This is a genomic window from Elusimicrobiota bacterium (assembly GCA_016180815.1).
In the GTDB taxonomy this organism is placed as follows: Bacteria; Elusimicrobiota; Elusimicrobia; order JACQPE01; family JACQPE01; genus JACPAN01.
The window spans coordinates 80,274-102,853 of the sequence record JACPAN010000010.1 but is presented as its reverse complement, the minus strand read 5'-3'; the positions used below and the strand labels follow the sequence as shown (position 1 = coordinate 102,853).

Below are 22,580 nucleotides of genomic sequence, written 5' to 3'. Positions count from 1 at the left end.
ATTTAAGCCAGGTAGAAGGATTTGCCGTCGAGGCAGTGCACGGTTTCATGAACGCCTTCGGGAGACGCGTCAACCGTGATGAAGTGGTAAAAGCGTTGAAGGGGGGACGGGTACAACGGCGAACCGCCGCCGCCGGAGAGGACATAGCGCACGCCCTGATATTCGGAAATGCCGAAACCGTGGACATGGCCCATGTAGACCCGCGCAACACGGCAGTCGGACATGAGGTTGACGAAATCCTCGCTGCCTTTGATGAAGCCGCCGCGCCCCCAGGGCAGAAGGGATTTAACCTGCATCGGCGGAATATGGATGAAAACGATTTTCGTCAGCGTCGTGTTTAAAGCGCGGTTGAGCCATTCAATTTGCGCGGCATTGACGCCGCCGGCCGTGGTGTCCACGAAGATGAAGCGACAGAGTCCGCGGTCGAAATAATGATTGGCCGGAGCGAGCAGTTCTTCGTAAAGCGCGGCGTCCGCCACGCCGTGGGGGTAGCGGCGGTCATGGTTGCCAAGAACGCTCAGGTACGGAGCGGACGGCTTGAGCGAAGACAGTTTTTCGAAAAAATTTCCATAGTGTTGTTCGGTGCCGCAACTGACCATGTCTCCTAACTGAACGGAAAATTCAATGCGTTCTTTCTGAATGTTGCGGATTAATGTTTTTGCTACGCCGGGACGCCCCCAGAGAAGCCGGGAAAAAAGAAACCGGCCCGGTTCCGTATCACCGATGACCGCGAAACGCGCGCCGCCCTCGGCGCAGGCGGGAACGCTTTGGAGTTTGCCGAGTTGATTTTTCAGGTTCCAAGATTTGGCCGTTTGGTAGAGACGCTTTGAAATTAAAATTTGAGGCAAACGCGTCTTCGTATCATAAAGACACGTTGCGCCATTGACCGGAGTCCAGGATTTCCCACCGTTGGCTCCCCACGGATACGGCCACGCTAAAACTCCCGTTATTGCCGACATGATTGTCCGACTCAAGGCAGACATAATAAGTTTATCTCGCTTTTTGAGTTTTGCGCAAGGGGGGTCTATTTTGAAGCTGAAACAGTTAAACTATATTGGAACACATGCCTTTCGATCTGATACGCAAGCTCTTCGGCACTAAAAGCGAGCGCGACATCAAGCAAATTCTGCCCTTGGTGGAGCAAATTAACGCTTTAGAGCCGTCCATCGCTGAGCTTTCCCAAAACGACTTTCCCAAGAAAACTCAAGAGCTTAAAGAACGTATCCAGCAAGGCGCTAAACTCGACGACATTTTGCCTGAGGCTTTCGCTTTGGCGCGCGAAGCGGCCAAGCGCACGATGAATATGCGCCATTTTGACGTGCAATTGATCGGCGGCGTCGTGCTTCATAAAGGCAATATCGCGGAGATGCGAACCGGCGAAGGGAAAACCTTGGTCGCCACCCTGCCCGCTTATCTGAACGCATTAACCGGGCGGGGCGTGCATATCGTGACGGTCAACGATTATCTGGCCAAACGCGACCGGTTTTGGATGGGCCCGATTTTCGAGAGTTTGGGCCTGACCGTGGGCTTCGTTCAGCACGACATGAAAAACGCGGACCGGCGTTCGGCTTACGCCGCGGACATCACTTACGTGACCAATAACGAAATCGGTTTTGATTATTTGCGGGATAATATGGTCACCAGGAAAGAAGAGCGATGCCTGCGCGGTTTTTATTACGCCGTCATCGACGAAGTGGATTCCATCTTGGTCGACGAGGCGCGCACCCCGCTGATTATTTCCGGGCCGGCCGAGGAGTCGACGGAAAAATACCACATCGCCAACCGCCTGATCCCGCATTTGAAAGTTCGCGCCATCACCGAAGGCGAGGAGATCAAGGCCAAGTACGAAGGCACGTCCTTGGAAACGGGGTACGACGCGGTCGTGGATGAGAAAAACAACAACGCGTCATTGACCGAAGACGGCGTGCGCCATGCGGAGAAACTCTTGGGCCTGTCCAATATTTACGACGACGTGCGGGCCGAATGGCCGCACCATATCACCCAGGCTCTGCGGGCGCATCATCTCTACAAGCGCGACGTTCAGTACGTGGTTAAAGACGGCGAAGTGCTGATCGTGGATGAATTCACCGGGCGCTTGATGCCGGGGCGGCGCTGGTCGGACGGCCTGCACCAGGCCATCGAATCCAAGGAGAATCTGCGGATCAAGGAAGAAAACCAGACCTTGGCCACCATCACGTTTCAGAACTTTTTCAAGCTTTATGAAAAACGCTCCGGCATGACGGGCACGGCCATGACCGAGGTGCGGGAATTCTGGGAAATTTACAAATTGGACGTCGTGGAAATCCCCACCAATAAAAGCATGATCCGCGCCGATGAGGCGGATCAGGTCTACCGGACGGAGCGCGAAAAATTCGGCGCCATCATCACGGAAATCGAGCGCTGCTGGAAAAAAGGCCAGCCGGTCTTAGTCGGCACCCGTTCCATTGAAAAATCCGAGAAACTCTCCGCCATGCTTCATCGCAAGGGCATTCCGCATCAGGTATTGAACGCCAAGTATCATGAAATGGAGGCTCAAATCATCGCCCAGGCGGGCAAAAAAGCGGGCGTTACCATCGCCACGAATATGGCCGGACGGGGCACGGACATTGTTTTGGGAGGCAATCCGCCCGATGCCTCGGAACATGATGAGGTCCTGAAAGCCGGCGGCCTGCGCATTATCGGTTCCGAGCGCCATGAATCCCGCCGCATCGACAATCAGCTGCGTGGCCGCTCCGGGCGCCAAGGCGATTCAGGCTCTTCTATTTTTTACGTGGCGTTAGATGATGAGCTCATGCGCCTCTTCGGCTCCGAGCGCATTTCCGGCCTTTTGCAGAAGCTGGGCATGGAAGAAGGCGAAGTCATCGAGCACCCTTGGGTCAGTAAAGCCATCGAGAACGCGCAGCGCAAAGTCGAGCTTTATCATTTTGACGTTCGCAAGCAATTGTTGGAATACGACAATGTCATGAACCGGCAGCGAGAAGCCGTGTACGCGCTCAGGAATGCGATTTTGGACGGGGAAAATATCCGGCCCCGCATTCAGGTCATGATCGATGAATCGCTCGAGGAGCGCGAATTGTTGTGGTGCCCGCCGAAAGAGCATTATGAAAAGTGGAGCCGGGAGCCGATGCAGCAATGGTTTAAGGCCACCTTCGGGGTTGATTTGGATCTCGATCAGGTCACAAAATCCGGCGAGCCTTTAACGGAAATCATGCGCCGGAGCGTGCGGGAAGTTTATGAGCGCCGCAGCGGACTTTTTAAGGACGAGGGCCTTGATTTCGGCGAGATTGAGCGCCAGGTTTTGCTTCAGGTGATTGATTTGGCCTGGAAGGATCATTTGCATCAGCTCGACCATTTAAAGCAAGGCATCGGTTTGCGGGCTTACGCGCAGAAAGACCCCAGGATCGAGTATCAAAAAGAGTCCTTCGCGTTGTTCGAGAGCATGATGGGTAGAATCCGTGAGGAAACCATCGCTTTTCTCATGAGGCTGCCGACTCCGGCCGAGCAAAAAAGCGCCCAAGAACTTGAGGCGGCCGCTTCGCCGCCGGATGGGGCTGGGCGGCGTCCCAGACCCAAGGTCGCGGCTCCGGTCGCAGCGCCGTCTATGAAAACTATCGGCCGCAACGATCCTTGCCCCTGCGGAAGCGGCAAAAAGTACAAGCGCTGCTGCGGACGCGATGCTGCTTGATTGTTCATCAAAAAAATTAATCCGCTTCTGCTCTGCTCCCTGGCGTCGGGCGTTCTTTTTGCTTCGTGTTTTCCCAAGTTTAATTTCGGCCGGCTGACCGGCTGGTTTTGCCTGATCCCTCTTTTTTGGTCCTTATCCCGCGCCGGGAACGCACGCCAGGGGGCTTGGCTTGCTTTTGCGGCCGGCGTCTGTGGCAACCTCTTCATTTTTAATTGGATTCCCGTTACTCTGCGCGCCGGAGGCGCTCATTGGCCGGCAGCCTGGACTGCTTGGATTCTTTTGGCCGCGGTGATCGGTGTTTTTTGGGCGGGGTTCGGCTTCTGTATGAAAACGGCTGTTGAGCGCATAAAAAATTCCCTGGTTTTTGCGATGGCTGTGGGCGCGGCCTGGGTTGCTTTCGAATTTTTGCGTTTGGCGCCCGTTGTTTTCGGCGGATTTCCTTGGTGTTATTTGGGTTATGCCCTGATCCCCGTGCAGCCCTTGGCGCAGTTGGCTGAAATCGGCGGCGTGCCTTTGTTGGGATTCTTGATGGTTTTTACACAGGCCTTGATCTGGCGGGCTTTTTGCCGGCGGCAAACCAAGTTGATCGCCTTAGCCGCCCTGATCGTATCGCTGGCCGCAGGGTGGGGGGCCTGGCGTTTGCGGTCTTTGACTCGAGTTTTAAATAGAACCCTCGATGTCGCGGTAATCCAGGGCAATATTTATCAGTATGAAAAGTGGGATGACGGCCGAGCCGCTCATGTGACCGCCGTCTATCGCGAGATGACGCGAGAAGCCAACTCAACAAATCCTGATCTGATCGTTTATCCGGAATCCTTCTATCCTTATGCGCTTAGGATGGAATCTTCCGGCGCTTCTTTGCCGGCGTCCGACCGGATCGAATTTTTTAAGGACATCCCGATGAATAAAGGAACCGCTTATTTGGGCGGGTTGGTTCTTACCGATCACCGGCGTTTTTTTAACAGCGTGGTCTGTTTTCTGGATGGGGCCGAGTCCGGCATTTACAGCAAGGTGCGTCTTGTTCCCTTCGGCGAGTATTTGCCTTTTCGATGGGCGATCATGCCGGTTTTGCGTTTTTTCGTGAACGCCGAAGAAACCCCGGTGATCGTGACGACCGGAGAGGTTACGCCCGGACCAACACCCATGCCTATCGAAGTCCTGCCGGGCATCAAGGCGGGTTTTTCCGTTTGCTACGAAGCCGTTTTCCCGGTCATCGCCCGCGCCGCGCGCCGGCGCGGGGCCAAAGTCCTGGTTAATGTCACCAACGACGGCTGGTATCTCGACACAGCGGCCCCTCATCAGCATTTTCTGATGAATATCGCCCGGACCATTGAAACCAGACTGCCGTTGATTCGGGCGGCTAATACCGGGATTTCGGCCGTGATCAATCCCTTGGGGAAAGTGACGGCCAGGGCCGAGCTCAATACCAGGACGGTTCTCTCCGGATTCATTGAAGAATTGCCGCAGCCGTCGTTGTTGTGGGCGGAGAGTCAAACCGCTTTTCCATGGCTTTGCTTGTTCTTTACAGGCATCACCGTTGTTGCTAAACTTTCCAACCGTGGGAGGATAGGAAAATGAAGGAGGAACACAATGTCTAAAACCCTGATCTTGTCAGCGCTTTTGATCGCCGGCGTCGCTTTCGTTAATCCTGTTTCGGGACAACCGGAAGGCCAGCATGGAGAGTTGGGCCGTCGATTTGACGTTTCTCCTCGTCTTAATTTTCGTCCGCTGCGCGTGGCGCAGGCCGATCCGGCCGGTGACGCGCGCCCGGTGGCTCCGGCCGATGATTCCGAAGGCCCGGTAATCATGCCCGTTCAACCTGCTCCGGTGAGGCCTGTTCCCGCGGTGCCGGCCGATCAACCGGAGGCGCCGAAACCCAAAGAAATGATTCAAAAGTCCATCAAAATCGGTTTGGGCGTGGGCGCGGGTGTGGGCGTGGGCATGGGTGTTCTCGGCGGCGCTTTAGCGTATTCTGCGGCAGGCGCTGCCGGCTGGTCCACGGCCGCGGCCCTGACTGCAGGCATCGGCTTGGGCCTCGGTGTTGCCATCGGGTTTGTTGCGCTTGGTTTTCTGGTCGGTTCCATGGTCGGCCTTTTGAAGGTCGGCGAAACATTATTCCCGGATTAAGAAAACGTTAAGCGAAACTTAGCGGAGGAGGGGAAATGCGCGGACTCGCGTTGGTTCTGCTGTGTTCGTCTTTTTCCTGGGCTTCTTTAAGTATCGGCGAAGCTGAGCAAGCATACGCCCAATTAGACGAGGGCTTGATCCTGCCTGAGCTTGAGTCAACCCGTGAGCTTCGGGCTGCGGCCGACAGCCGCGACGATCTCCTCAGGGTCGCCCAAGACACCTCGCAGCCTTTAAACGTTCGTCTCGCCGCCATCTATGGTCTTCGCTACCATGTTGCGAGCGATCCGGCCACGCATGATCCTTTGCAACGATTGGCCCAGCGCGATTCAACGATGGAAGTCAGGATGATCAGTCTTCGAGTCCTCGGCTGGGCGGTCAACACTTACGACGATGTCCGGGATTTTTTGTTGGAACGAGCGGATGATGAGTACAATTTGGGCCCGAAGTTTGAAGCCGTCCGGGCGCTGGGCCAATTTCGATCGGCAGGCGTGGAACATGATGTGTATGATTTCCTCCTACGTGAAGTGCGCAACGCCGATCTCCCTATAAAGGTGGCCTGCGTGAAAAGCCTTTATTGGGCGGTTGTGGACGATTACCGTCCGGCGGCCGCTAAGGTTCGGGATTTGACCAAGGACTCCAATGTTCCCGTCCGTCAAGCAGCCGTGGAAACGTTGTCTAAAGACGCTTGGAAATTTGCGGCCTGGATTTGCCCTGATAATCCACAAGAATGCGCCCCCAGGCAGGTTTTACCCATGCCGGAGGAGCTTTCCCAGCAGCTTCCACCGGCCTTGCGTCCCCCTCAAACCCCAGGATTCGTTATTTCTCGCTAAAAGAAGCAATAAAACCGCTTTTTTCCTATTTTTAATATAGGACTAAAGTCCTATCCATGCATAGGACCTTTAGCTATATCAAAAAGGCCCTTTGGACCCTAGGTCATTTTTCCTTCTTGTGTTAGTATTTGTTCGAGGAGGGAAAGATGAAAAACCTCAGGAGAAACGTGAAGGGAGAGAAGACAGGGAATAACGCGGCTGTTTTGGAAAAAAATAGAAGCGCCCATTTTTTAATTGTTGCAGGGCTGTTCCTGTCATTTTTGTCTTTTTCTTTTGCCGAAGGCCCCGGCTCAGGAGCTCCGGAGCCTGATTGCCCCGCGGGCGCAGAACCTTTAGGCGACGGGCGATGCATGGCCGTGTCCCGTTCCGCAACCTATATTCAAATTACAAACCCCGCCAGCGGTGAATCGTACCGAGTTAATTTACCGCCCACCCCGGAAGGCAAACGCGTGGCCAATGTCGTCCCTATGGAGGACGGGCAGAGGGCGCAAGTGATTTATCGCAATACCGATGGAACGCTGGAAACCAGCCCGGCGTTCAGCATCGCCAGGGCGGTTGATCGCGGCACGGCTGATCCGGCCTTAAGGGGCACACCCGATGAGGTGGCCAGGGAAGGAAGCGTGGTTTATGACGGCGCCGGCGCTTCGGAGGGCAGCCCAAGTCCTGTTCGCCCGGCCATGTCCGGGGATGAAGTTTTACCTAGAAGCGCTTCCGCGGAAACGGCTGCTCCATCAGGCTCAGCTTCCACCAGCGCGGCGCCTGCTCCCAACGGAGAATCTGGCGGCGAAAGCGGCGAATCAGAAGGCGTTGATTGGGGCAATCACATTAAATGGGGCGCGATCGGCGCCGGCGTGGGATTGCTCGGAGCCTTTGGTTCGGCGGCGCTGGGCGCGACAGCAACATTTTTAGGCATCGGCCTGCCGATTTTAATCGGCCTCGGGGCTTTCGCCTTGATTTATGGACTCGGCGCCTCAGGCACATTGGACAAATTGGGCAAAGCGCTTGCCCCGATCCTGATCCTGGGCGGAGTCGGCGCTTTCATCGGCGGCTTGCTCGGCGTCGCCGGAGCCCTGGGCGGCGGATTGTTAGGCGGCGCTTTACTTGGCGGCGCCGTCGGCCTGGGCATCGGTCTGTTTTTCGGATTAATCGGATTGCTTAAAAATCTATAGAGAGGTGTGAGGAGATGTCGAAAAAATTCGCGTTCTTAAGTCTGATTGTGATGGTTGGTTTCGGCTTGACGGCTCATTTGGCCTATGCCGATACCCGCGAGGATACTTTGCGCGCTTCAGCCCGGGGTTCCGGCAGCGGCAGTCCCGGCGTGCCCAATGAAGAGGATCCGCTTTCTGTCGACGGTTCAACGACGTCGTCCACAGCGCCCGATGTGATGCCCAATCCTCCAACGCCTGATGGTGGAACGGACACCGCAGTACGTCAGGGAGATTTGATTTTTGACGGACGCGATCATGACGGCGACGGCGATCCATCCAATGATTACGGTTCGGCCGGCGCCGTTAGAGTCGCTGATGCCGGATCATCCGAGATTAATCCGGATATCCGCCCTCATTACGAAGCCACGCCCGTGACGCCGGAGCGTCCTGATCGAGCGTCGCCTCCGGCTGAGGAAGCGGAGTCTTCCGGGAGTTGGACGGACTTTTTCAAGAATAAAATGTTTTGGGCCGGCGTGGTCGGCGCGGGCGGGTATGTTGCCGCCTCTCTTATTGCGGGAAGCCCTGTCGTCGGTCTGATTGGACTGATCCCCGGTCTTGTTTTCGGTCTGGGCGCATTATGGGCCGATGCCATTGGCGCGGACATGATGTATCCCACCTGGATGACGTTGTTGACCGTTGGCTTGGGCCTGTTCGGCCTTTTTGGTCCGGGCGGCAGCATTATCGGCGCCATCGTGGGCGCTATCGTCGGCGCGGCGCTGGGCACCTTGCCCTATTTTGAGAAAATGGCCAAGAATAAGGAGCGAGAAAGTAGAGAAACACCGACCAATCCGCCGGCTGACGGCGGCAACACGGAAGGCGGAGAAAATCCTCCTGCGCCAGAATCGGTTTCTACGACGGCCTCAGCCGATGGACATACGGAACATACGCATCCTGAAGAGGAGAATGTCTCCTAAACAATAGATTCCCAACCGCGTACTCTCCCTCCCGCTCCTCGGGGCTTCTGCAAAGGACCCCGAGGAGTTTGTTTTTGGCTAAAATACACCCGTGGAAATTAAAGAGTTGTCCGAACGCCTGGATGCGTTAAGGAGGTTGCTTTGACGCGCCGGGGAAATCCGCTCGCCTGAAAACCCTCGAGGCCCAGGCTAATGATCCCGCTCTCTGGGCCGATACGCAGAAAGCCAAGGACGTCAACAAGGAAGTCTCGGATTTGCGCCGGCAATTGACGGATATGGAACGCATGGAGCGGCAGTTGCAGGATGTCAAAGCGCATTGGGACCTGGCCGCCGAGGCCGCAGATGAGCAAGAGCTCGGCGAAGCGCGGAAAGCCGGCGATTCGTTCGCCCGGCAAATCAGGGATTGGGAAATGCGCCTGAAACTCTCGGGCGAGAACGACAAGGCCAGCGCGATTCTATCCATTCATTCCGGCGCCGGAGGCACGGAAGCCTGCGACTGGGCGGATATGTTGTTTCGCATGTATAAAATGTGGGCCGCAAAAAAAGGCCTTGGGTTCACGATCACGTCTCTTCTGCCGGGCGAAGAAGTGGGGGTTAAAAGCGCGTCCGTTTTGGTTGAAGGCGAAAACGCCTACGGATTTTTAAAAGGGGAAACAGGCGTGCATCGTCTGGTGCGGGTCAGCCCTTTTGATTCGAATAAGCGCCGGCACACCTCCTTCGCCAGTTGCGACGTGCTGCCGGATATCGAAGATACGCATGATATCGAGGTTGCGGAAAGCGATATTAAAATGGATACATTTCGCGCGGGCGGACACGGCGGTCAAAACGTCAATAAGGTGGAAACCGCCGTGCGCCTGACGCATGTGCCCACGGGGATCGTGGTCGCCTGCCAGGTGGAGCGCTCGCAGTTTAAGAACCGTTCGATGGCCATGAAAATGCTCAAGGCCAAGCTTTATGAAATCGAGATGGACAAAAAACGCTCCGAGGCGGAGCGCCATTACACGGAGAAAGGCGATATCGGCTGGGGAAATCAAATCCGTTCCTACGTGTTCATGCCTTATCAAATGGTCAAGGACTTGAGAACCGGAGTGGAAACTTCGGATATTGAGGGCGTGATGAACGGCGATCTCGATGCTTTGATCGAGGGATTTTTGACGTATTTGATCGAGAAGAAACCTAAAATGCCGTGGAAAAGAGAAGAGATCAAGGATTGAGGTTATTGTGAAAATCGATGAGGCGAAGCGGGAAAAAATAAATTTATTGCAAAAGGCCGGCCGGCCGATTTACCCGGCGCGTTCCGAGCGCGTCAACATTTGCCTTGACGTCAAAAACAGCCTCAATGGGTTGGGCCCCGGAGAGCGCAAGGAAGAGAAAGTCTCCGTGGCCGGCCGGATTACTCAACTGCGCTTGATGGGGAAGTCCTGTTTTCTCCATATTGAGGACGGCTCCTCCAAACTTCAGGTTTATTTGCGCGCCGATGACGCCGGCGTCGAATACCCGCTTTTTGTCGACAGCGTGGAGGCGGGAGATTTTATTTCTATTGCGGGTTTTCCGTTTAAGACAAAAACAGGAGAACCCAGCGTGCATGCCGAGTCCTGGGCCTTGTTGTCGAAAACGCTGCTGCCGTTGCCCGAGAAATGGCATGGATTGAAGGATACCGAGGCGCGTTACCGCCAGCGCCACCTTGATTTAATTTCGAACCGCGAGGTGCGCGAGACGTTCCGCAAGCGTTCCGCCGTGGTCAGCGCGTTTCGCAGCGTGCTCGATGGACGCGGTTTTTTGGAGGTTGAAACCCCGATTTTTCAGCCCCAGGCCGGCGGGGCCGCGGCCAAGCCCTTCGTCACTTTTCACGAGGCTCTGGGCGTCGACCTTTATCTGCGCATCGCCACCGAACTTTATTTAAAAAGATTGATTGTGGGCGGCATCGAGCGGGTTTATGAAATCGGCAAGTGCTTTAGGAACGAAGGCATCGACACCAAGCATAATCCGGAGTTCACCATGCTTGAGGCTTATCAGTCTTACGCCGATTACAATGATATGGCTGATTTGATCGAGGAGTTGATCCGGAAATCGGCCGAAGCCTGCGGCTTGGCCGCTTCCATGACATTTGAACGGGCCAAGCTCCCTGAGGTTTGGAAACAGGTCGCGGGGGAGGAGTTGGAGCGTTTTCTGGCCGATCCCTATCATTTTGACCGGGAAAAAATCGAAGCTTGCGCCCGCAAGCTGGGCGTTCCTTATGACGGCAAAGCGCCGACGCACAAAATTTTCGATAGAATTTTGGATCATAAAATTTTGCCCTCGCTCGGCGATTATTGTTTTCTTTTCGATTACCCGACCGCGATCAGCCCGTTGGCTAAGAACATGCCGGGCAAGCCCGAATGGGTCGAACGTTTCGAGCTGTTCTATAAAGGATCGGAATTGGCCAATGCCTTCAGCGAACTAAACGACCCGGCCGAACAGCGGCGGCGCATGGAAGTTCAAGTTGAAAACCGCGATAAGGAAGGCGATGAGGAAGCTCCTCCGTTGGACGAAGATTTTATCGAGGCGTTGAGCCACGGCATGCCGCCGACCGGGGGTCTGGGGGTCGGCATCGACCGTTTGGTGATGACGCTCTTGGGCATCGAGTCGATCCGCGAGGTTATTTTGTTCCCGACCTTAAAACCTAAAACCGGAGGGCCCCAGCAATGACGCCCAATTCATTGACCCCGTCGCCCAACGGGACCCCGTCGAAATTTCCGTACATTTGGCTGGCCTGGAAAATTATTTTTTTCAAAGGCAACCCGACCATCCAGAAATTTTCCGTGGCCACGGCCATCGCGGCCATGGGCGTGGGCGTGGCCAGCCTGTTGGTGACCATCGGCGTCATCGACGGATTTCATCAGGAAGTTCAGAAACGTATCCTGGGCCTCTCTCCGCATGTGTTTGTGCGGTTGGATACGGACGCCGAAACCAGGGCCGGGGAGATCAAGGCGGTTCATGAGGTTTTGGGCGCTCGCGCCGGCCTGAGCCTCGCCCCTTTCGCCATCGGTCAAGCCATGGTTCGGACCCCGGCCGCGACCTTGGGCGTGGTGGTCAAGGCCGTGGATCCGGACGCCGAGGCTAAAGCGACGAATTTGCCCCAAAGCCTCAAACGGGGCCGGTGGTTTTCTTCGGAGCCGTCTCACCCCGTCGACGGGGTTCGTCCCGCCATCCCGCTTGTGATCGGCGGCGAGCTGGCGCAGACGCTAGCGGCCTCGCCGGGCAGCCGCGTGGCCCTGATCGCGTCGACCGGCGCCGATTCCTTGGTCGGCTTACCGAGGATTTTGGCCGGTGAAATTACCGGCGTCTTTGAATCCGGTTACTATGAATACGATTCGACCTTGGCGTATATGCCTCTTGACCGGGCCAAAGAGCTTTGGGCTTCGCAGGATGACGTCAACGCTCTTTTTTGGCTCGGCTTAAGAAGCCGCGATCCCGATGACGCGGAAACCATCGCGGGCGATTTAAGCCGTCAATTGGCCGCGCGCGACCGGGTGTCGCAAGTGTTGACCTGGGGGCAGATGAACAAAAGCCTGTTCGCGGCGCTCAAGCTCGAAAAATTGATGCTGACGCTCGTTCTTTCTCTGATCATTTTCGTGGCTTCGATCACGGTGACGAGCAATTTGATCATGCTGTCCGCGCAGAAAACGAAAATGGTGGGTTCCTTGCGCAGCCTGGGAATCACTCAAAAAGAGCTGGCCCGTTTGATGCTGGCCGTGGGCGGCACGCTGGGCTTTTTGGGCGTGCTGGCCGGGCTGGCGATTTCCTGCCCCGTTATTTTTATTATTTTGAAATCCGGCTGGATCCGGCTGCCGCCGGAAGTCTACATGCTGGAGCATTTCCCGGTCGCTCTTGATTTGTGGGATATTTTGGGCGTGTCCGCGTTCACTTGGGTGATGAGCTTGTTGGCGAGCGCCCTGCCCGCCTATCGAACCGCGCGTTTGGATCCGAGCCAGATTTTGAGGTATGGATAATCAAAAAATCATCGAAGCCGTCGGGCTGACGAAAAATTTCCGGCAGCCCAACGGAGAAGCCGTTCCTGTTCTGCTAGGCGTTGATCTGGAAGTCGCCGCCGGCGAAATGGTGGCGATCATGGGCCCCAGCGGTTCCGGAAAATCCACGCTGCTGCATATTCTGGGGCTGATGGCCAAGCCGGATGAGGGGCGGCTGCGTTTGCTTGGCCGCGACGCCGCGTTGTTGACCGAACAAGAACGCGACCGGCTGCGCCGGCGCGCCATCGGATTTCTTTTTCAATTCAACAGTTTGCTGGAAGAATTGACGCTCAGGGAAAATTTGACCCTGACTTCACGGGTGAGATCGCCCGAACAAAGCGAACGTCGGGCGGCTCTCGAAATCGAGCGCTTGGCCGAAGCCTTGGGCTTGACTAAACGTCTGGGCGCTTATCCGCGGGACCTGTCGGTCGGCGAATGCTGCCGCGGAAATTTGATCCGTTCCCTGCTCGGATCCCCGGAATTGATTTTTGCCGATGAGCCGACGGGGAATCTCGACGCTAAAAATGCTAAAAATTTGATTGAAGAATTTTTGGGGCTGTTGGGGCGCGCTCACGCAGGGCCGCTCGCGCCGCCGGCCATCGTGTTGGCGACGCATAACGGCGACGTGGCGTCCCAGGCCGATAGAATCTTGGTGTTGTCGGAGGGCCGATTGTGTCTAAAGAGCGAAACAAACGCTCTTTGAAACAAGAGCCTCAGCATAAAAATCTGTCCAAAGGGCAGGGGGGAAGGTTCAATCATATGGGCAAAATCTATATCGACGGCAAATGGGTCGAGCGCGAACAAGCGAAAGTTTCGGTTTTCGACCATGGCCTGCTTTACGGTGACGGGATTTTCGAAGGCATCCGCGCCTACGGCGGCCGGGTGTTTAGGCTCGCTGAGCACGTTGAGCGGCTTTACGCCAGCGCCAAGGGCATCCTCCTTAATATTCCGGAATCTCCCGAGCAGATGGAGAAATTGATCCTTCAATCGGTACGGATCAATAATTTGAAAGACGCTTATGTCCGCGTCGTGATCACCCGGGGCTTCGGCGATCTGGGGTTGGACATGAGGAAATGCAAAAAACCGACGGTCATCGTGATCGCGGACACGATCGAGCTTTATCCCGAATTCGTTTATGAGCAAGGCATCAGGCTGATCACCAGCTCCTTGCGGCGCACCCCTGTGGAATGCCTGTCGCCCAGCGTCAAATCCTTGAACTATTTGAATAATATTTTGGCCCGCGCCGAGGCCGCCCGCGCCGACGCGCAGGAGGCGATTTTGCTCAACATGCAGGGTTATGTCGCCGAATGTTCCGGGGACAATATTTTTTATTTGAAGAAAGGGCGGGTTGTCACGCCGCCGGTTTCCGCCGGCATTCTCCCCGGCGTGACCAGGCAGGTTGTCATGGAACTTTTGAAAGAACAATTGCGCGTGCCGTTGATGGAGAATTTATTTACGACCTTTGATCTTTACCAGGCTGAAGAAGCGTTCATCACCGGAACCGGGGCCGAAATCATCGGCGTGTCCGAGATTGACGGACGCAAAATCGGCGCCGGCAAGCCGGGCAAGTTTACCCGCGAGGTGGAAAAACTTTTCCGGCAAGTCACGGCCGGCACCGGCACGCCCGTCTACGAAAATCATCCGGTTCTAAGATAACGGATGGCTCTTTGCGAGTCTTGCGGTCAAAACCCGGCCAGCGTTTTTTTTAAAGCGGTCGTCGATGATAAGACGACGAAGATGAGTTTATGCGAAGAATGCGCGCGCGAGCGGGGCATCCTGGCGCAGGACTGGAGTTTTCCCGGATTGGTCAAAGGAGCCTTCTCGCTTTCCGATGTCATCGGCAGCTTGACCTCATCGGCCCAAGAGGAGTTGGTCAAATCGTTTAAAACCGCGGCCAAACCCAAGGAATTGCGTTGCCCGCAGTGCGCGACCACGTACGCCGGCTTCAAAGCAAACGGTTTCGTGGGTTGCGCCGTCTGTTACGAGACGTTCTACTCTTCCATGCGCGAGATCATCAAGAGAATCCATGGCTCCGCCGTGCACGTCGGCTCGCGCTATGCTTCGGGCAAACCGTCCAATGAGCCCGGAGCCGGTGGAGCTCATTGGGTCCGCGAGAATCCCAGGCAGGAACTGGCCCGGCTCAAGAAAGAGCTTGAGGCGGCGTTGCAGAAAGAGGCTTATGAGCAAGCCGTGGTCCTAAGGGATAGGATCAGAGCCCTTGGGTTCGAATAGCTCGGCGATGTTTCAATTGAGCAATCTGCTCAAGAATTCCATCGGTTGGCTGGATTCTTCCGGTCAACTGAGCGATTTTGTTTTGTCATCGCGCGTCCGTTTGGCCAGAAATTTGGCCAATGGGCGATTCCCTCCGGCCGCTGGCGCCAAGGAGCTTCGCCTGGTCATAGATCATGCGTTTCGCGTCGCCAGGAAGACGAAAGAGTTGTCCAAAGCAGCCTACGTTCGTCTTGAAGATTTAGATAAGGTCGACCAGCATTTTTTAGTTGAGCGGCATTTGGTGAGCGCCGATCTTTTGCATCGGCCCCAGAGCAGCGCCGTCATCATCGGCGATCGGGAATTATTGAGCGTGATGGTCAACGAAGAGGATCACCTGCGGATCCAGACCTTGGTGCCGGGGCTTGATTTGAGGGGCGCTTTAGAGACGGCGGCGGGCCTTGACCGCGCTTTGGGCGCGGAGTTGCCTTACGCTTTCCATAATGAGTTCGGCTATTTGACGAGCTGCCCCACGAACGTCGGCACCGGGCTTCGCGCCAGCTGCCTCGTCCATTTGCCCGGGCTCGTCCAGAGCCAGGCCATCGCGCCGGTCTTTCAGGAACTTTCGCGCGTGGGCCTCGTGGTCCGGGGTTTTTATGGCGAAGGCTCGCAGGTTTACGGCGATCTTTTTCAAATTTCCAACGCGACATCCATCGGCAAAAGCGAAGGCGAGTTGACGCAGACCATCGAGAATATTTTAAAAAACGTCATCGCTCACGAGGCCCAGATGCGCGAAAAACTTTTAAAGGGCGCGGCCCGGGTGAAAACCACGGATCGCATCTGGCGGGCGTACGCGAAGCTTGCCTATTCCCGCTTGATTTCTTATGAAGAGACGATGCAGGAGCTTTCGTTGTTGCGCATGGGCTTAGCGGCGCGCTTCGATATCGATCACGTGTCCATGGCCAAGGTGAACGAACTGATTATCCTGACTCAGCCGGCTCATATTCAGATGCAGGCCGGACGCGAGATCAGAGCGCAAGAGCGGGATGAGCGCCGGGCGGCGTTGATCCGGCAGGGCATTGTGGGGCGAATGTGAGAAAAATCTCGTGGCATTGTAGTAGGATATCTGTAATAATTAAAATAAGGTGAACAATTATGGCGATGTTCTATAACAGGTTTTCAGAACGAGCGCAGCGAGCCATTCTGATCGCCCAGGAAGAGGCCAAGCGCCTGAATCACGATTATGTGGGGACCGAGCATATTTTGCTCGGACTGGTCGCGTTAAATGAAGGCGTCGCCGCCCAGGTGCTGGCGAATCTCGGCGTGGATTCCAAGCGCGTGCGCGCGGAAATCGAAAAAATCGTGGGTACCGGGGACAATATCATGCAGTTGGGGGAAATTCCGTTTACCCCCAGGGCGAAAAAAGTTTTGGAATTGGCCGTGGAGGAAGCCCAAAAGATGGGCCATACCTATGTCGGCACCGAACACATCCTCCTCGGCTTGATCCGCGAGGAAGAAGGCGTGGCCGCGCGGGTGCTTGAAAATCTGGGCGTGCGTTTGGAAGTCGTGCGTGAAGAGGTGTTGAATCTTTTAGGCGGCATGGAGGGCAAGGAGTCCCAACCCGGAGCCCCCCATCATGCGGCGGCTCCGTCAAAATCGCGCTCAAAAACCCCGACGCTCGATGAATTCGGCAGGGATTTGACGCAATTGGCCCGCGAGCAAAAACTTGACCCCGTCATCGGCCGTCAGAACGAAATCGAACGTGTCATTCAAATTCTTTCCCGCCGCACAAAAAATAACCCGGTTCTCATCGGTGAGCCCGGCGTCGGTAAAACGGCCATCGTCGAGGGCTTGGCCCAGAAAATCGTCTCCAGCGACGTGCCGGAAATGCTGGCCAATAAGCGGGTCGTGACCATGGATTTAGCCGCGGTCGTCGCCGGCACGAAGTATCGCGGCGAATTCGAGCAGCGCTTAAAGAACATCATTGATGAGATTCGCCGCGCAAAAAATCAAGTCATTTTGTTCGTTGATGAGCTTCATACCGTCATCGGCGCCGGAGCCGCGGAAGGGGCCATCGACGCCGCCAATATTTTAAAGCCGCCCTTGGCGCGCGGGGAGCTTCAATGCATCGGGGCCACGACCCTCGATGAATACCGGCGCTATATCGAGCATGATTCAGCCTTGGAACGGCGGTTTCAGCCGGTCACCGTTGATCCTCCTTCCATCGAAGAGGCGATTCAGATTTTGATGGGCCTTAAGGACCGTTATGAGCAGCATCACAGGGTCAAGTATGAAGACGAGGCCATTCGTCAAGCGGCTGTTTTGTCCGAGCGTTATATTACGGACCGGCATTTGCCGGATAAAGCCATCGATCTTTTGGATGAAGCGGGTTCACGGGCGCGTCTGGCCACAAGCCAGCTCCCGGCTCCTATCAAGGATAAAGAAACCGAGCTCAATACCATCATGGAGTCGAAGAACCAAGCCATTTCACAGCAGGATTACGAAAAAGCCGCGAAACTGCGCGACAAAGAACGTGAATTCAGAAAAATGATCGAAGACATGAAAAAGAAATGGAAAGCCACTAAAGATGCCGAGAGTCCGGTGGTGACGGCCGAAGATATCGCCAATGTCGTGGCCAAATGGACCGGCATTCCGGTGACGCGGTTAACCGAATCCGAACAGGAAAAACTCATCCATATGGAAGATGAGATGCATAAGCGGGTCATCGGCCAACATGAAGCCATCAAAGCGATTTCTCAGGCCATCCGCAGGAGTCGAACCGGTTTGAAAGACCCCAAGAAACCGATCGGCACGTTCGTTTTTTTGGGTCCGACCGGCGTGGGTAAAACAGAATTGGCGCGGGCCTTGGCCGAATTTTTATTCAGCAACGAAGAACACATGATCCGAATCGACATGTCGGAATACATGGAAAAATTCAACGTTTCGCGCCTGATCGGGGCGCCTCCCGGTTATGTGGGGTACGAAGAGGGCGGACAACTGACCGAAGCCGTTAGGCGTAGGCCTTATTCGGTCGTGCTGCTTGATGAAATTGAAAAAGCGCATCCGGATGTCTTTAATATTCTTCTTCAAATCATGGACGAGGGATCGCTGACCGACAGCCTCGGTCATAAGGTCAGCTTCAAAAATACGGTTTTGATCATGACCTCGAATGTCGGAGCGCGCATGATTTCCCGCGGCAAGGCTCTGGGCTTCGTCACCGATGAAGAGGTCGCGGCTCAGAAAGATTACGCGAAAATGAAAGATACCGTGTTGGAGGAGTTGAAGCGCGTCTTCAACCCGGAATTTTTAAACAGAATCGACGAGTTGATCGTCTTTCATCCGCTTAATCAAGAGCATACAAGGAAGATTTTGGACCTGATGCTGGCTAAGGTCGGCAAAAAACTCAAGGATCAGGGATTGACCGTTGACTTGACCGAGGACGCCAAAGGCTTCCTGACGGAAATGGGGTTTGATCCCAATTACGGCGCGCGGCCTCTGCAGCGGACGATTCAGAAATATTTGGAGGATCCTCTGGCCGAGGAGATGCTTTCCAAAAAATTCCCCAAACCGACGACGGTTTACGTCGATTACGACGAATCCAATAAAAAATTGCTCTTTTCGCTTGAACCTTTCCCGGCCAAAGTCAAAGCCGGCAAATAGCCGGATCGAAGTCGTCTCTTGAATCTCATCGGTTTAGCTCTTTGGTTTCCCGGGGTTTTATCGGCCACGCCTTCGCGACCGGCGCTTCCTCAAAATTTTCTCCCGGTCCCCATCATCAGGCAGGCCAATACATATAGCTGCGGAGCCGCAGCTTTGGCGGCGGTGTTGCACTATTGGCAGGTTTTCGACGGACCGGAAACCCATCTTTATGAACGCCTTGAGACAACGCCGAACGATGGGACGGAACCTTCCAGGATCGTGAAAGTCGCGCGCGAATTCGGCCTCAAGGCGGCATGGAAACACCGTTTGAATCTTGAAGCAATTGAGTCGGCTCTTAAAAAAGGGGAAACCGTAATCCTGGATATCCAGGCTTGGCGGGATGAAGCGTCAGAGCCGGTTCCTTGGAAAGATACTTGGGAAGACGGGCATTACGTCGTTTTGATCGCGATGGATCAAGACAATGTTTATGTGATGGACCCGGCCGTGGCCTCGGGCTACGGATACATGCCCAAACAGGAGCTAATGGATCGATGGCATGATTACGAAGATCGCGGCGGCATGGTGCGGCGATATCATCACCTGGCGATTTTCATCCGCGGAAAAAATTCTCTCAAGGGTTTCCCGACGCCCTTGACCCGCTTACAATAGCGCAGGTAGGTCGTATTTAATATCATCACCATTCACTATTCTTATGCGTAAATTTCAAAACTTTCGCGCGCCGTTTTTTATTGGTTTTGCGATCTTTTCCGGCCTGATTTTTTCCGGTCGCGGGGGATCGGCCCAATCGCTCGACCTTAAGCCTCCAGAGGCGGCCCCCGTCTCGCCGATCGAACCCGAAACGCCGGTCGGGCCGGATTCGGAAAAAAAAGAGGCTTCCGAGGAGATGAATTTTGAGACCCTGATTATTCAGGAAGTCAAAATTCAAGGCATTCAGAACATCAAAGAGTCCCTGGTCCGTTCTCAGATCAAAACAAGAAAAGGGGAAGTTTTCGATTCCATCGAGGCCAGGTCGGATATCAAAAGGCTCATGGGCCTGGGCCCGTTTTCATCGGCCGACGCCGCGGTCTCGACGATTACGATCAAGGAGAAAATCTATTTAAGCGTGGCGTTCCAGGTGACGGAGAAGCCCAAAGTCAAGAAGGTTCACATTCTTGGAGCTAAAAAGGTGTCTAAAGGAACGATCAAGGACATCCTTTCACCGGCGCGCACTGATGATTCATCGCGCACGGATGCCCCGGAAGGGCTTTCGGGAAGAAAGGCCGGCGAATTTCGCGTGGAAATCGCCGAGGGGGCTTTCTTCGATGAGGCCAAACTGAGCGAGACATTGGCCAAAATTCATGATAAATACCGTGAAAAAGCCGTTTTCGACACGGAAATCGAAGTCGAGAAAAAGCTCGATGAGAAATTAAACAAGATCGAATTGACGCTTAAGATTAAGGAAGGCCGCAAGGCGCGCGTGGCTAAAATTGAGCTCGCTGGTTTTGAGAGCTACCCTATCAAAAAAATAACAAAAACGATCAAGATCAAAAAAGGCAAGCCGTTCGACGCAAAAAAAACAAAAACCGGTTTTGAAAAATTAAACAGTTTGTACAAAGAAGAAGGTTGGCTTGATTTCATCGTGACCGTCACCACCCGGACCGCGACTGATGAGGAGCGCGATGCGGTCAAGCGCCGTTGGAAACCCGATGAGCTTCCCTTGGTCTTAAATTACGCCGCCGCCGAGGGCCGGCGCCACTTTTTACTGGGCTACGGATTCACCGGTTTTGAAACCATGACGGAGCAGGAACTGCGCAAGCTGGCGAATCTTCCGGCCGGCAAGGTGCTCAAAGAATCCGCTTTAAGGGAGGCGGAAATGGCCATCCTTAGCGCTTATCGGGATCGCGGGCGGCTGTTCGCTTCGCTCCAAATCGATAAGGAATGGAAAAAAGATCCGGACGGCGTTATCTTGACGTTCAAAATCGACGAGCGCCAGTTGGTTTACATCGCCAATATCTATGTGGAAGGCCTCTTGAAGACCAAACCTCATGTGATCCGCCGCGAGATTTTGCTCAAAGAAGGCGATTTGTTCAGCTGGAAAAGGCTGCTTCGCTCCACGGACAAGATTTACAACCTGGGCTTTATCGAGGACGTCCGCCCGGATTATGACGCGACGCCCAATCCCGATTACGTTGATTTGATCTTCGACGTTAAAGAGGGGCGCCCGGGCATGCTGACCGCAGGCGCCGGCTTCTCGTCCGTCGACGGGGTGGTGGGCACGATTTCTCTTCAGCATTTGAACCTTTTGGGACGGGCGCAAAATATGAATTTGTCCACTGAATTCGGCAAGCGGCGTCAAAGCTATGACGTGACCTGGAAAACGCCGTGGACGTTCGACCGGCGCATGTCCACGTCCCTATCGCTTTTTAATACCAACCGGCACCTTCAGTTCGCTTCGGATACTACCGGTTTTAAGAGGCGCTCCAAGGGCGGCAGCGTTTTTTTTGCTCCCCGTTTCGAGGAGGATAAATGGATTCTGGGCGCCGGGTATACGCTTCAGGAAGACGAAATTTATGATGTTTTGCCCGTTTATAAAGTCGATATTCCTGAAACCGTCACCCGCCGTTCCGCGATCAACACCAGAATTACACGCGACACCAGGGATTTTGTCTGGGATCCCAAGCGCGGCATGGAGCATACGCTTTCCGCCGAGTTTGTGGGCGGCCCTGCGGGCGGGGATGTTCATTTCGTTAAACCCACGCTCACGCATTCGTTTCATATCCCGACGTTTTCGATCGGACGCCACACTTTTGTTTTGTCGAATGCTCTGCGCTGGGGCATGGTCAAGGAATACCGCACTTCCAACCCGGTGCCTGTCTCGGACCGGTTTTTCGTCGGGGGCGCGGAAACGGTCAGGGGCTATACGTATACCGGCCAAATCGGACCGATTCAAGGCGGCAAAGTTTTCGGCGTGGCCAATATCGAATACAAAATGCCGATCGTCATGGAAGGGCGTTTCACCATCATCCAGTTCGCCTTGTTCACGGATATCGGCGGCGCTTGGAGGGGAACAAGGGATGTTAATTTGAAATTTGGGCGAGAATTAGACAAATTGAAGACAGGGGTTGGTTTCGGCCTGCGCTTTAAGACCCCGGCTTTCCCGGTGCGTCTGGACTGGGGTTGGGGCCTTCATCATCAGCCCGGCGAATCCATCAGCCAGTTTTACTTCACAATTGGTAGCATACTCTAAATGAGGGAGAAAGCCCTTCTATTCGTTTTGGCTGTTTTGCTCATGGCCGGCGTTGCCCCGGCCGGCGCTGTTTCCGTTTCCAAAGTCCAGGTTGCGCCGAGGCGCGGCGTGGTGATCGCAACCATTGACTTGGAGCGCATTTTTCAGGCTTATCCGGGCACCAAGAAAGCGAAGGAAGAGCTGGAAAAACTCATTCTTATCAAAGAAAACGAGATTGCGGGCAAACGGGCTGAGATTTTCAGGCTGACCGAGGAACTGGCGCGCTTAAAAACTCAATCGTCGTCGTCAAATTCCGCGCCGCCTCCGCCTTCCACTGCCACGCCGCAGTCAAGCACCGAGACATTGACCGGGGGAAGTACGGCGGCCATGGATTTGCCCGGGTTTAGCCAGCCGGAGCCTGCCGCACCCAACATCGATGCCGGCGCCGAGCAGGCCGCCGTCAATCAAAAGGAAGCCGAGTTGAAGACCAAAAAAGAGGAATTGCGCCGAATGGAGCGGGAAGCCGAAAAGAATTTGGAAGCGCTGGAGGAGGCCAAAACCAAGACGCTCTTGGCCAAGATTTATTTTGCCGTTCGGGAGCTGGCCGAGGAGAAAAATGTGGACGTCGTCGTGGACAAAAATGCTATTCTTTGGGGAGCATCTAAGCTCGATTTGACCGACGAACTCTTGCGCAAGCTCAAAAGCGCCATGATCGAGCGCGAATAGCGGCCTC

The 22,580-nt window shown here is 54.9% G+C and carries 18 protein-coding genes; 17 read left to right on the top strand and 1 reads right to left on the bottom strand.

The annotated features are described in order from the left end of the window. Positions 1 to 2: 2 nt before the first annotated feature. Positions 3 to 959, bottom strand: a complete 957-nt coding sequence (locus HYT79_05485; GenBank protein MBI2070037.1) for a metallophosphoesterase — start codon at positions 957 to 959, stop codon at positions 3 to 5. Between the two features lie 104 nt (positions 960 to 1,063). Here HYT79_05485 and secA point away from each other — a divergent pair, with 104 nt between their 5' ends. From secA to HYT79_05400, 17 genes are all read left to right on the top strand, one after another. Then, positions 1,064 to 3,685, top strand: coding sequence for a preprotein translocase subunit SecA (gene secA, locus HYT79_05480; protein ID MBI2070036.1), 2,622 nt, complete (start codon positions 1,064 to 1,066; stop codon positions 3,683 to 3,685). Next, positions 3,686 to 5,263, top strand: coding sequence for an apolipoprotein N-acyltransferase (gene lnt / locus HYT79_05475; protein MBI2070035.1), 1,578 nt, complete (start codon positions 3,686 to 3,688; stop codon positions 5,261 to 5,263). Between the two features lie 12 nt (positions 5,264 to 5,275). Further along, positions 5,276 to 5,812 (top strand): hypothetical protein, encoded by a 537-nt coding sequence (locus HYT79_05470; protein MBI2070034.1) that lies wholly within the window; start codon positions 5,276 to 5,278, stop codon positions 5,810 to 5,812. A gap of 35 nt (positions 5,813 to 5,847) precedes the next feature. Continuing rightward, positions 5,848 to 6,642: a hypothetical protein gene (locus tag HYT79_05465; GenBank protein MBI2070033.1), complete on the top strand. Its 795-nt coding sequence runs from the start codon at positions 5,848 to 5,850 to the stop codon at positions 6,640 to 6,642. A 146-nt stretch (positions 6,643 to 6,788) separates the two neighbouring features. Beyond that, complete coding sequence (locus tag HYT79_05460; GenBank protein ID MBI2070032.1) at positions 6,789 to 7,811, top strand: hypothetical protein; 1,023 nt, start codon at positions 6,789 to 6,791, stop codon at positions 7,809 to 7,811. A 14-nt stretch (positions 7,812 to 7,825) separates the two neighbouring features. After that, complete coding sequence (locus HYT79_05455; GenBank protein ID MBI2070031.1) at positions 7,826 to 8,764, top strand: hypothetical protein; 939 nt, start codon at positions 7,826 to 7,828, stop codon at positions 8,762 to 8,764. Between the two features lie 167 nt (positions 8,765 to 8,931). Then, a complete protein-coding gene (gene prfB / locus HYT79_05450; GenBank protein MBI2070030.1) occupies positions 8,932 to 9,978 on the top strand; it encodes a peptide chain release factor 2 in 1,047 nt (348 codons plus the stop codon). Continuing rightward, positions 9,974 to 11,452 (top strand): lysine--tRNA ligase, encoded by a 1,479-nt coding sequence (lysS, locus tag HYT79_05445; protein ID MBI2070029.1) that lies wholly within the window; start codon positions 9,974 to 9,976, stop codon positions 11,450 to 11,452. Before prfB ends, lysS begins: the two co-directional genes overlap by 5 nt. Continuing rightward, on the top strand, positions 11,449 to 12,756 hold the full coding sequence (locus HYT79_05440) for an ABC transporter permease (GenBank protein ID MBI2070028.1): 1,308 nt from the start codon (positions 11,449 to 11,451) through the stop codon (positions 12,754 to 12,756). The genes lysS and HYT79_05440 overlap by 4 nt, the downstream gene beginning before the upstream one ends. Further along, positions 12,749 to 13,477: an ABC transporter ATP-binding protein gene (locus HYT79_05435; protein MBI2070027.1), complete on the top strand. Its 729-nt coding sequence runs from the start codon at positions 12,749 to 12,751 to the stop codon at positions 13,475 to 13,477. Before HYT79_05440 ends, HYT79_05435 begins: the two co-directional genes overlap by 8 nt. A gap of 56 nt (positions 13,478 to 13,533) precedes the next feature. After that, on the top strand, positions 13,534 to 14,430 hold the full coding sequence (gene ilvE / locus HYT79_05430; GenBank protein MBI2070026.1) for a branched-chain-amino-acid transaminase: 897 nt from the start codon (positions 13,534 to 13,536) through the stop codon (positions 14,428 to 14,430). A gap of 3 nt (positions 14,431 to 14,433) precedes the next feature. Next, the gene (locus HYT79_05425) at positions 14,434 to 15,006 is read left to right on the top strand and encodes a UvrB/UvrC motif-containing protein (GenBank protein ID MBI2070025.1); all 573 of its coding nucleotides are present in this window, start codon (positions 14,434 to 14,436) and stop codon (positions 15,004 to 15,006) included. Positions 15,007 to 15,013: 7 nt separating this feature from the next. Further along, entirely contained in the window at positions 15,014 to 16,078 is a 1,065-nt protein-coding gene (locus HYT79_05420) for a protein arginine kinase (GenBank protein MBI2070024.1), read from the top strand. Positions 16,079 to 16,143: 65 nt separating this feature from the next. Beyond that, positions 16,144 to 18,642: an ATP-dependent Clp protease ATP-binding subunit gene (locus HYT79_05415; protein ID MBI2070023.1), complete on the top strand. Its 2,499-nt coding sequence runs from the start codon at positions 16,144 to 16,146 to the stop codon at positions 18,640 to 18,642. 18 nt (positions 18,643 to 18,660) lie between these two features. Further along, positions 18,661 to 19,290 carry a C39 family peptidase gene (locus tag HYT79_05410; GenBank protein MBI2070022.1) on the top strand — a complete coding sequence of 210 codons (630 nt, stop codon included), beginning with the start codon at positions 18,661 to 18,663 and terminating at the stop codon, positions 19,288 to 19,290. 43 nt (positions 19,291 to 19,333) lie between these two features. Further along, positions 19,334 to 21,868, top strand: a complete 2,535-nt coding sequence (bamA, locus tag HYT79_05405; protein ID MBI2070021.1) for an outer membrane protein assembly factor BamA — start codon at positions 19,334 to 19,336, stop codon at positions 21,866 to 21,868. Further along, positions 21,869 to 22,573 carry an OmpH family outer membrane protein gene (locus HYT79_05400; protein MBI2070020.1) on the top strand — a complete coding sequence of 235 codons (705 nt, stop codon included), beginning with the start codon at positions 21,869 to 21,871 and terminating at the stop codon, positions 22,571 to 22,573. Positions 22,574 to 22,580 lie beyond the last annotated feature (7 nt).

Bases quoted from the DNA above. Each gene is read 5' to 3' on its own strand.
- HYT79_05485 (MBI2070037.1), bottom strand. From the start codon at position 959: ATGTCGGCAATAACGGGAGTTTTAGCGTGGCCGTATCCGTGGGGAGCC.
- secA (MBI2070036.1), top strand. From the start codon at position 1,064: ATGCCTTTCGATCTGATACGCAAGCTCTTCGGCACTAAAAGCGAGCGC.
- HYT79_05470 (MBI2070034.1), top strand. From the start codon at position 5,276: ATGTCTAAAACCCTGATCTTGTCAGCGCTTTTGATCGCCGGCGTCGCT.
- HYT79_05465 (MBI2070033.1), top strand. From the start codon at position 5,848: ATGCGCGGACTCGCGTTGGTTCTGCTGTGTTCGTCTTTTTCCTGGGCT.
- HYT79_05460 (MBI2070032.1), top strand. From the start codon at position 6,789: ATGAAAAACCTCAGGAGAAACGTGAAGGGAGAGAAGACAGGGAATAAC.
- HYT79_05455 (MBI2070031.1), top strand. From the start codon at position 7,826: ATGTCGAAAAAATTCGCGTTCTTAAGTCTGATTGTGATGGTTGGTTTC.
- HYT79_05440 (MBI2070028.1), top strand. From the start codon at position 11,449: ATGACGCCCAATTCATTGACCCCGTCGCCCAACGGGACCCCGTCGAAA.
- HYT79_05435 (MBI2070027.1), top strand. From the start codon at position 12,749: ATGGATAATCAAAAAATCATCGAAGCCGTCGGGCTGACGAAAAATTTC.
- ilvE (MBI2070026.1), top strand. From the start codon at position 13,534: ATGGGCAAAATCTATATCGACGGCAAATGGGTCGAGCGCGAACAAGCG.
- HYT79_05425 (MBI2070025.1), top strand. From the start codon at position 14,434: ATGGCTCTTTGCGAGTCTTGCGGTCAAAACCCGGCCAGCGTTTTTTTT.
- HYT79_05420 (MBI2070024.1), top strand. From the start codon at position 15,014: ATGTTTCAATTGAGCAATCTGCTCAAGAATTCCATCGGTTGGCTGGAT.
- HYT79_05415 (MBI2070023.1), top strand. From the start codon at position 16,144: ATGTTCTATAACAGGTTTTCAGAACGAGCGCAGCGAGCCATTCTGATC.
- bamA (MBI2070021.1), top strand. From the start codon at position 19,334: ATGCGTAAATTTCAAAACTTTCGCGCGCCGTTTTTTATTGGTTTTGCG.
- HYT79_05400 (MBI2070020.1), top strand. From the start codon at position 21,869: ATGAGGGAGAAAGCCCTTCTATTCGTTTTGGCTGTTTTGCTCATGGCC.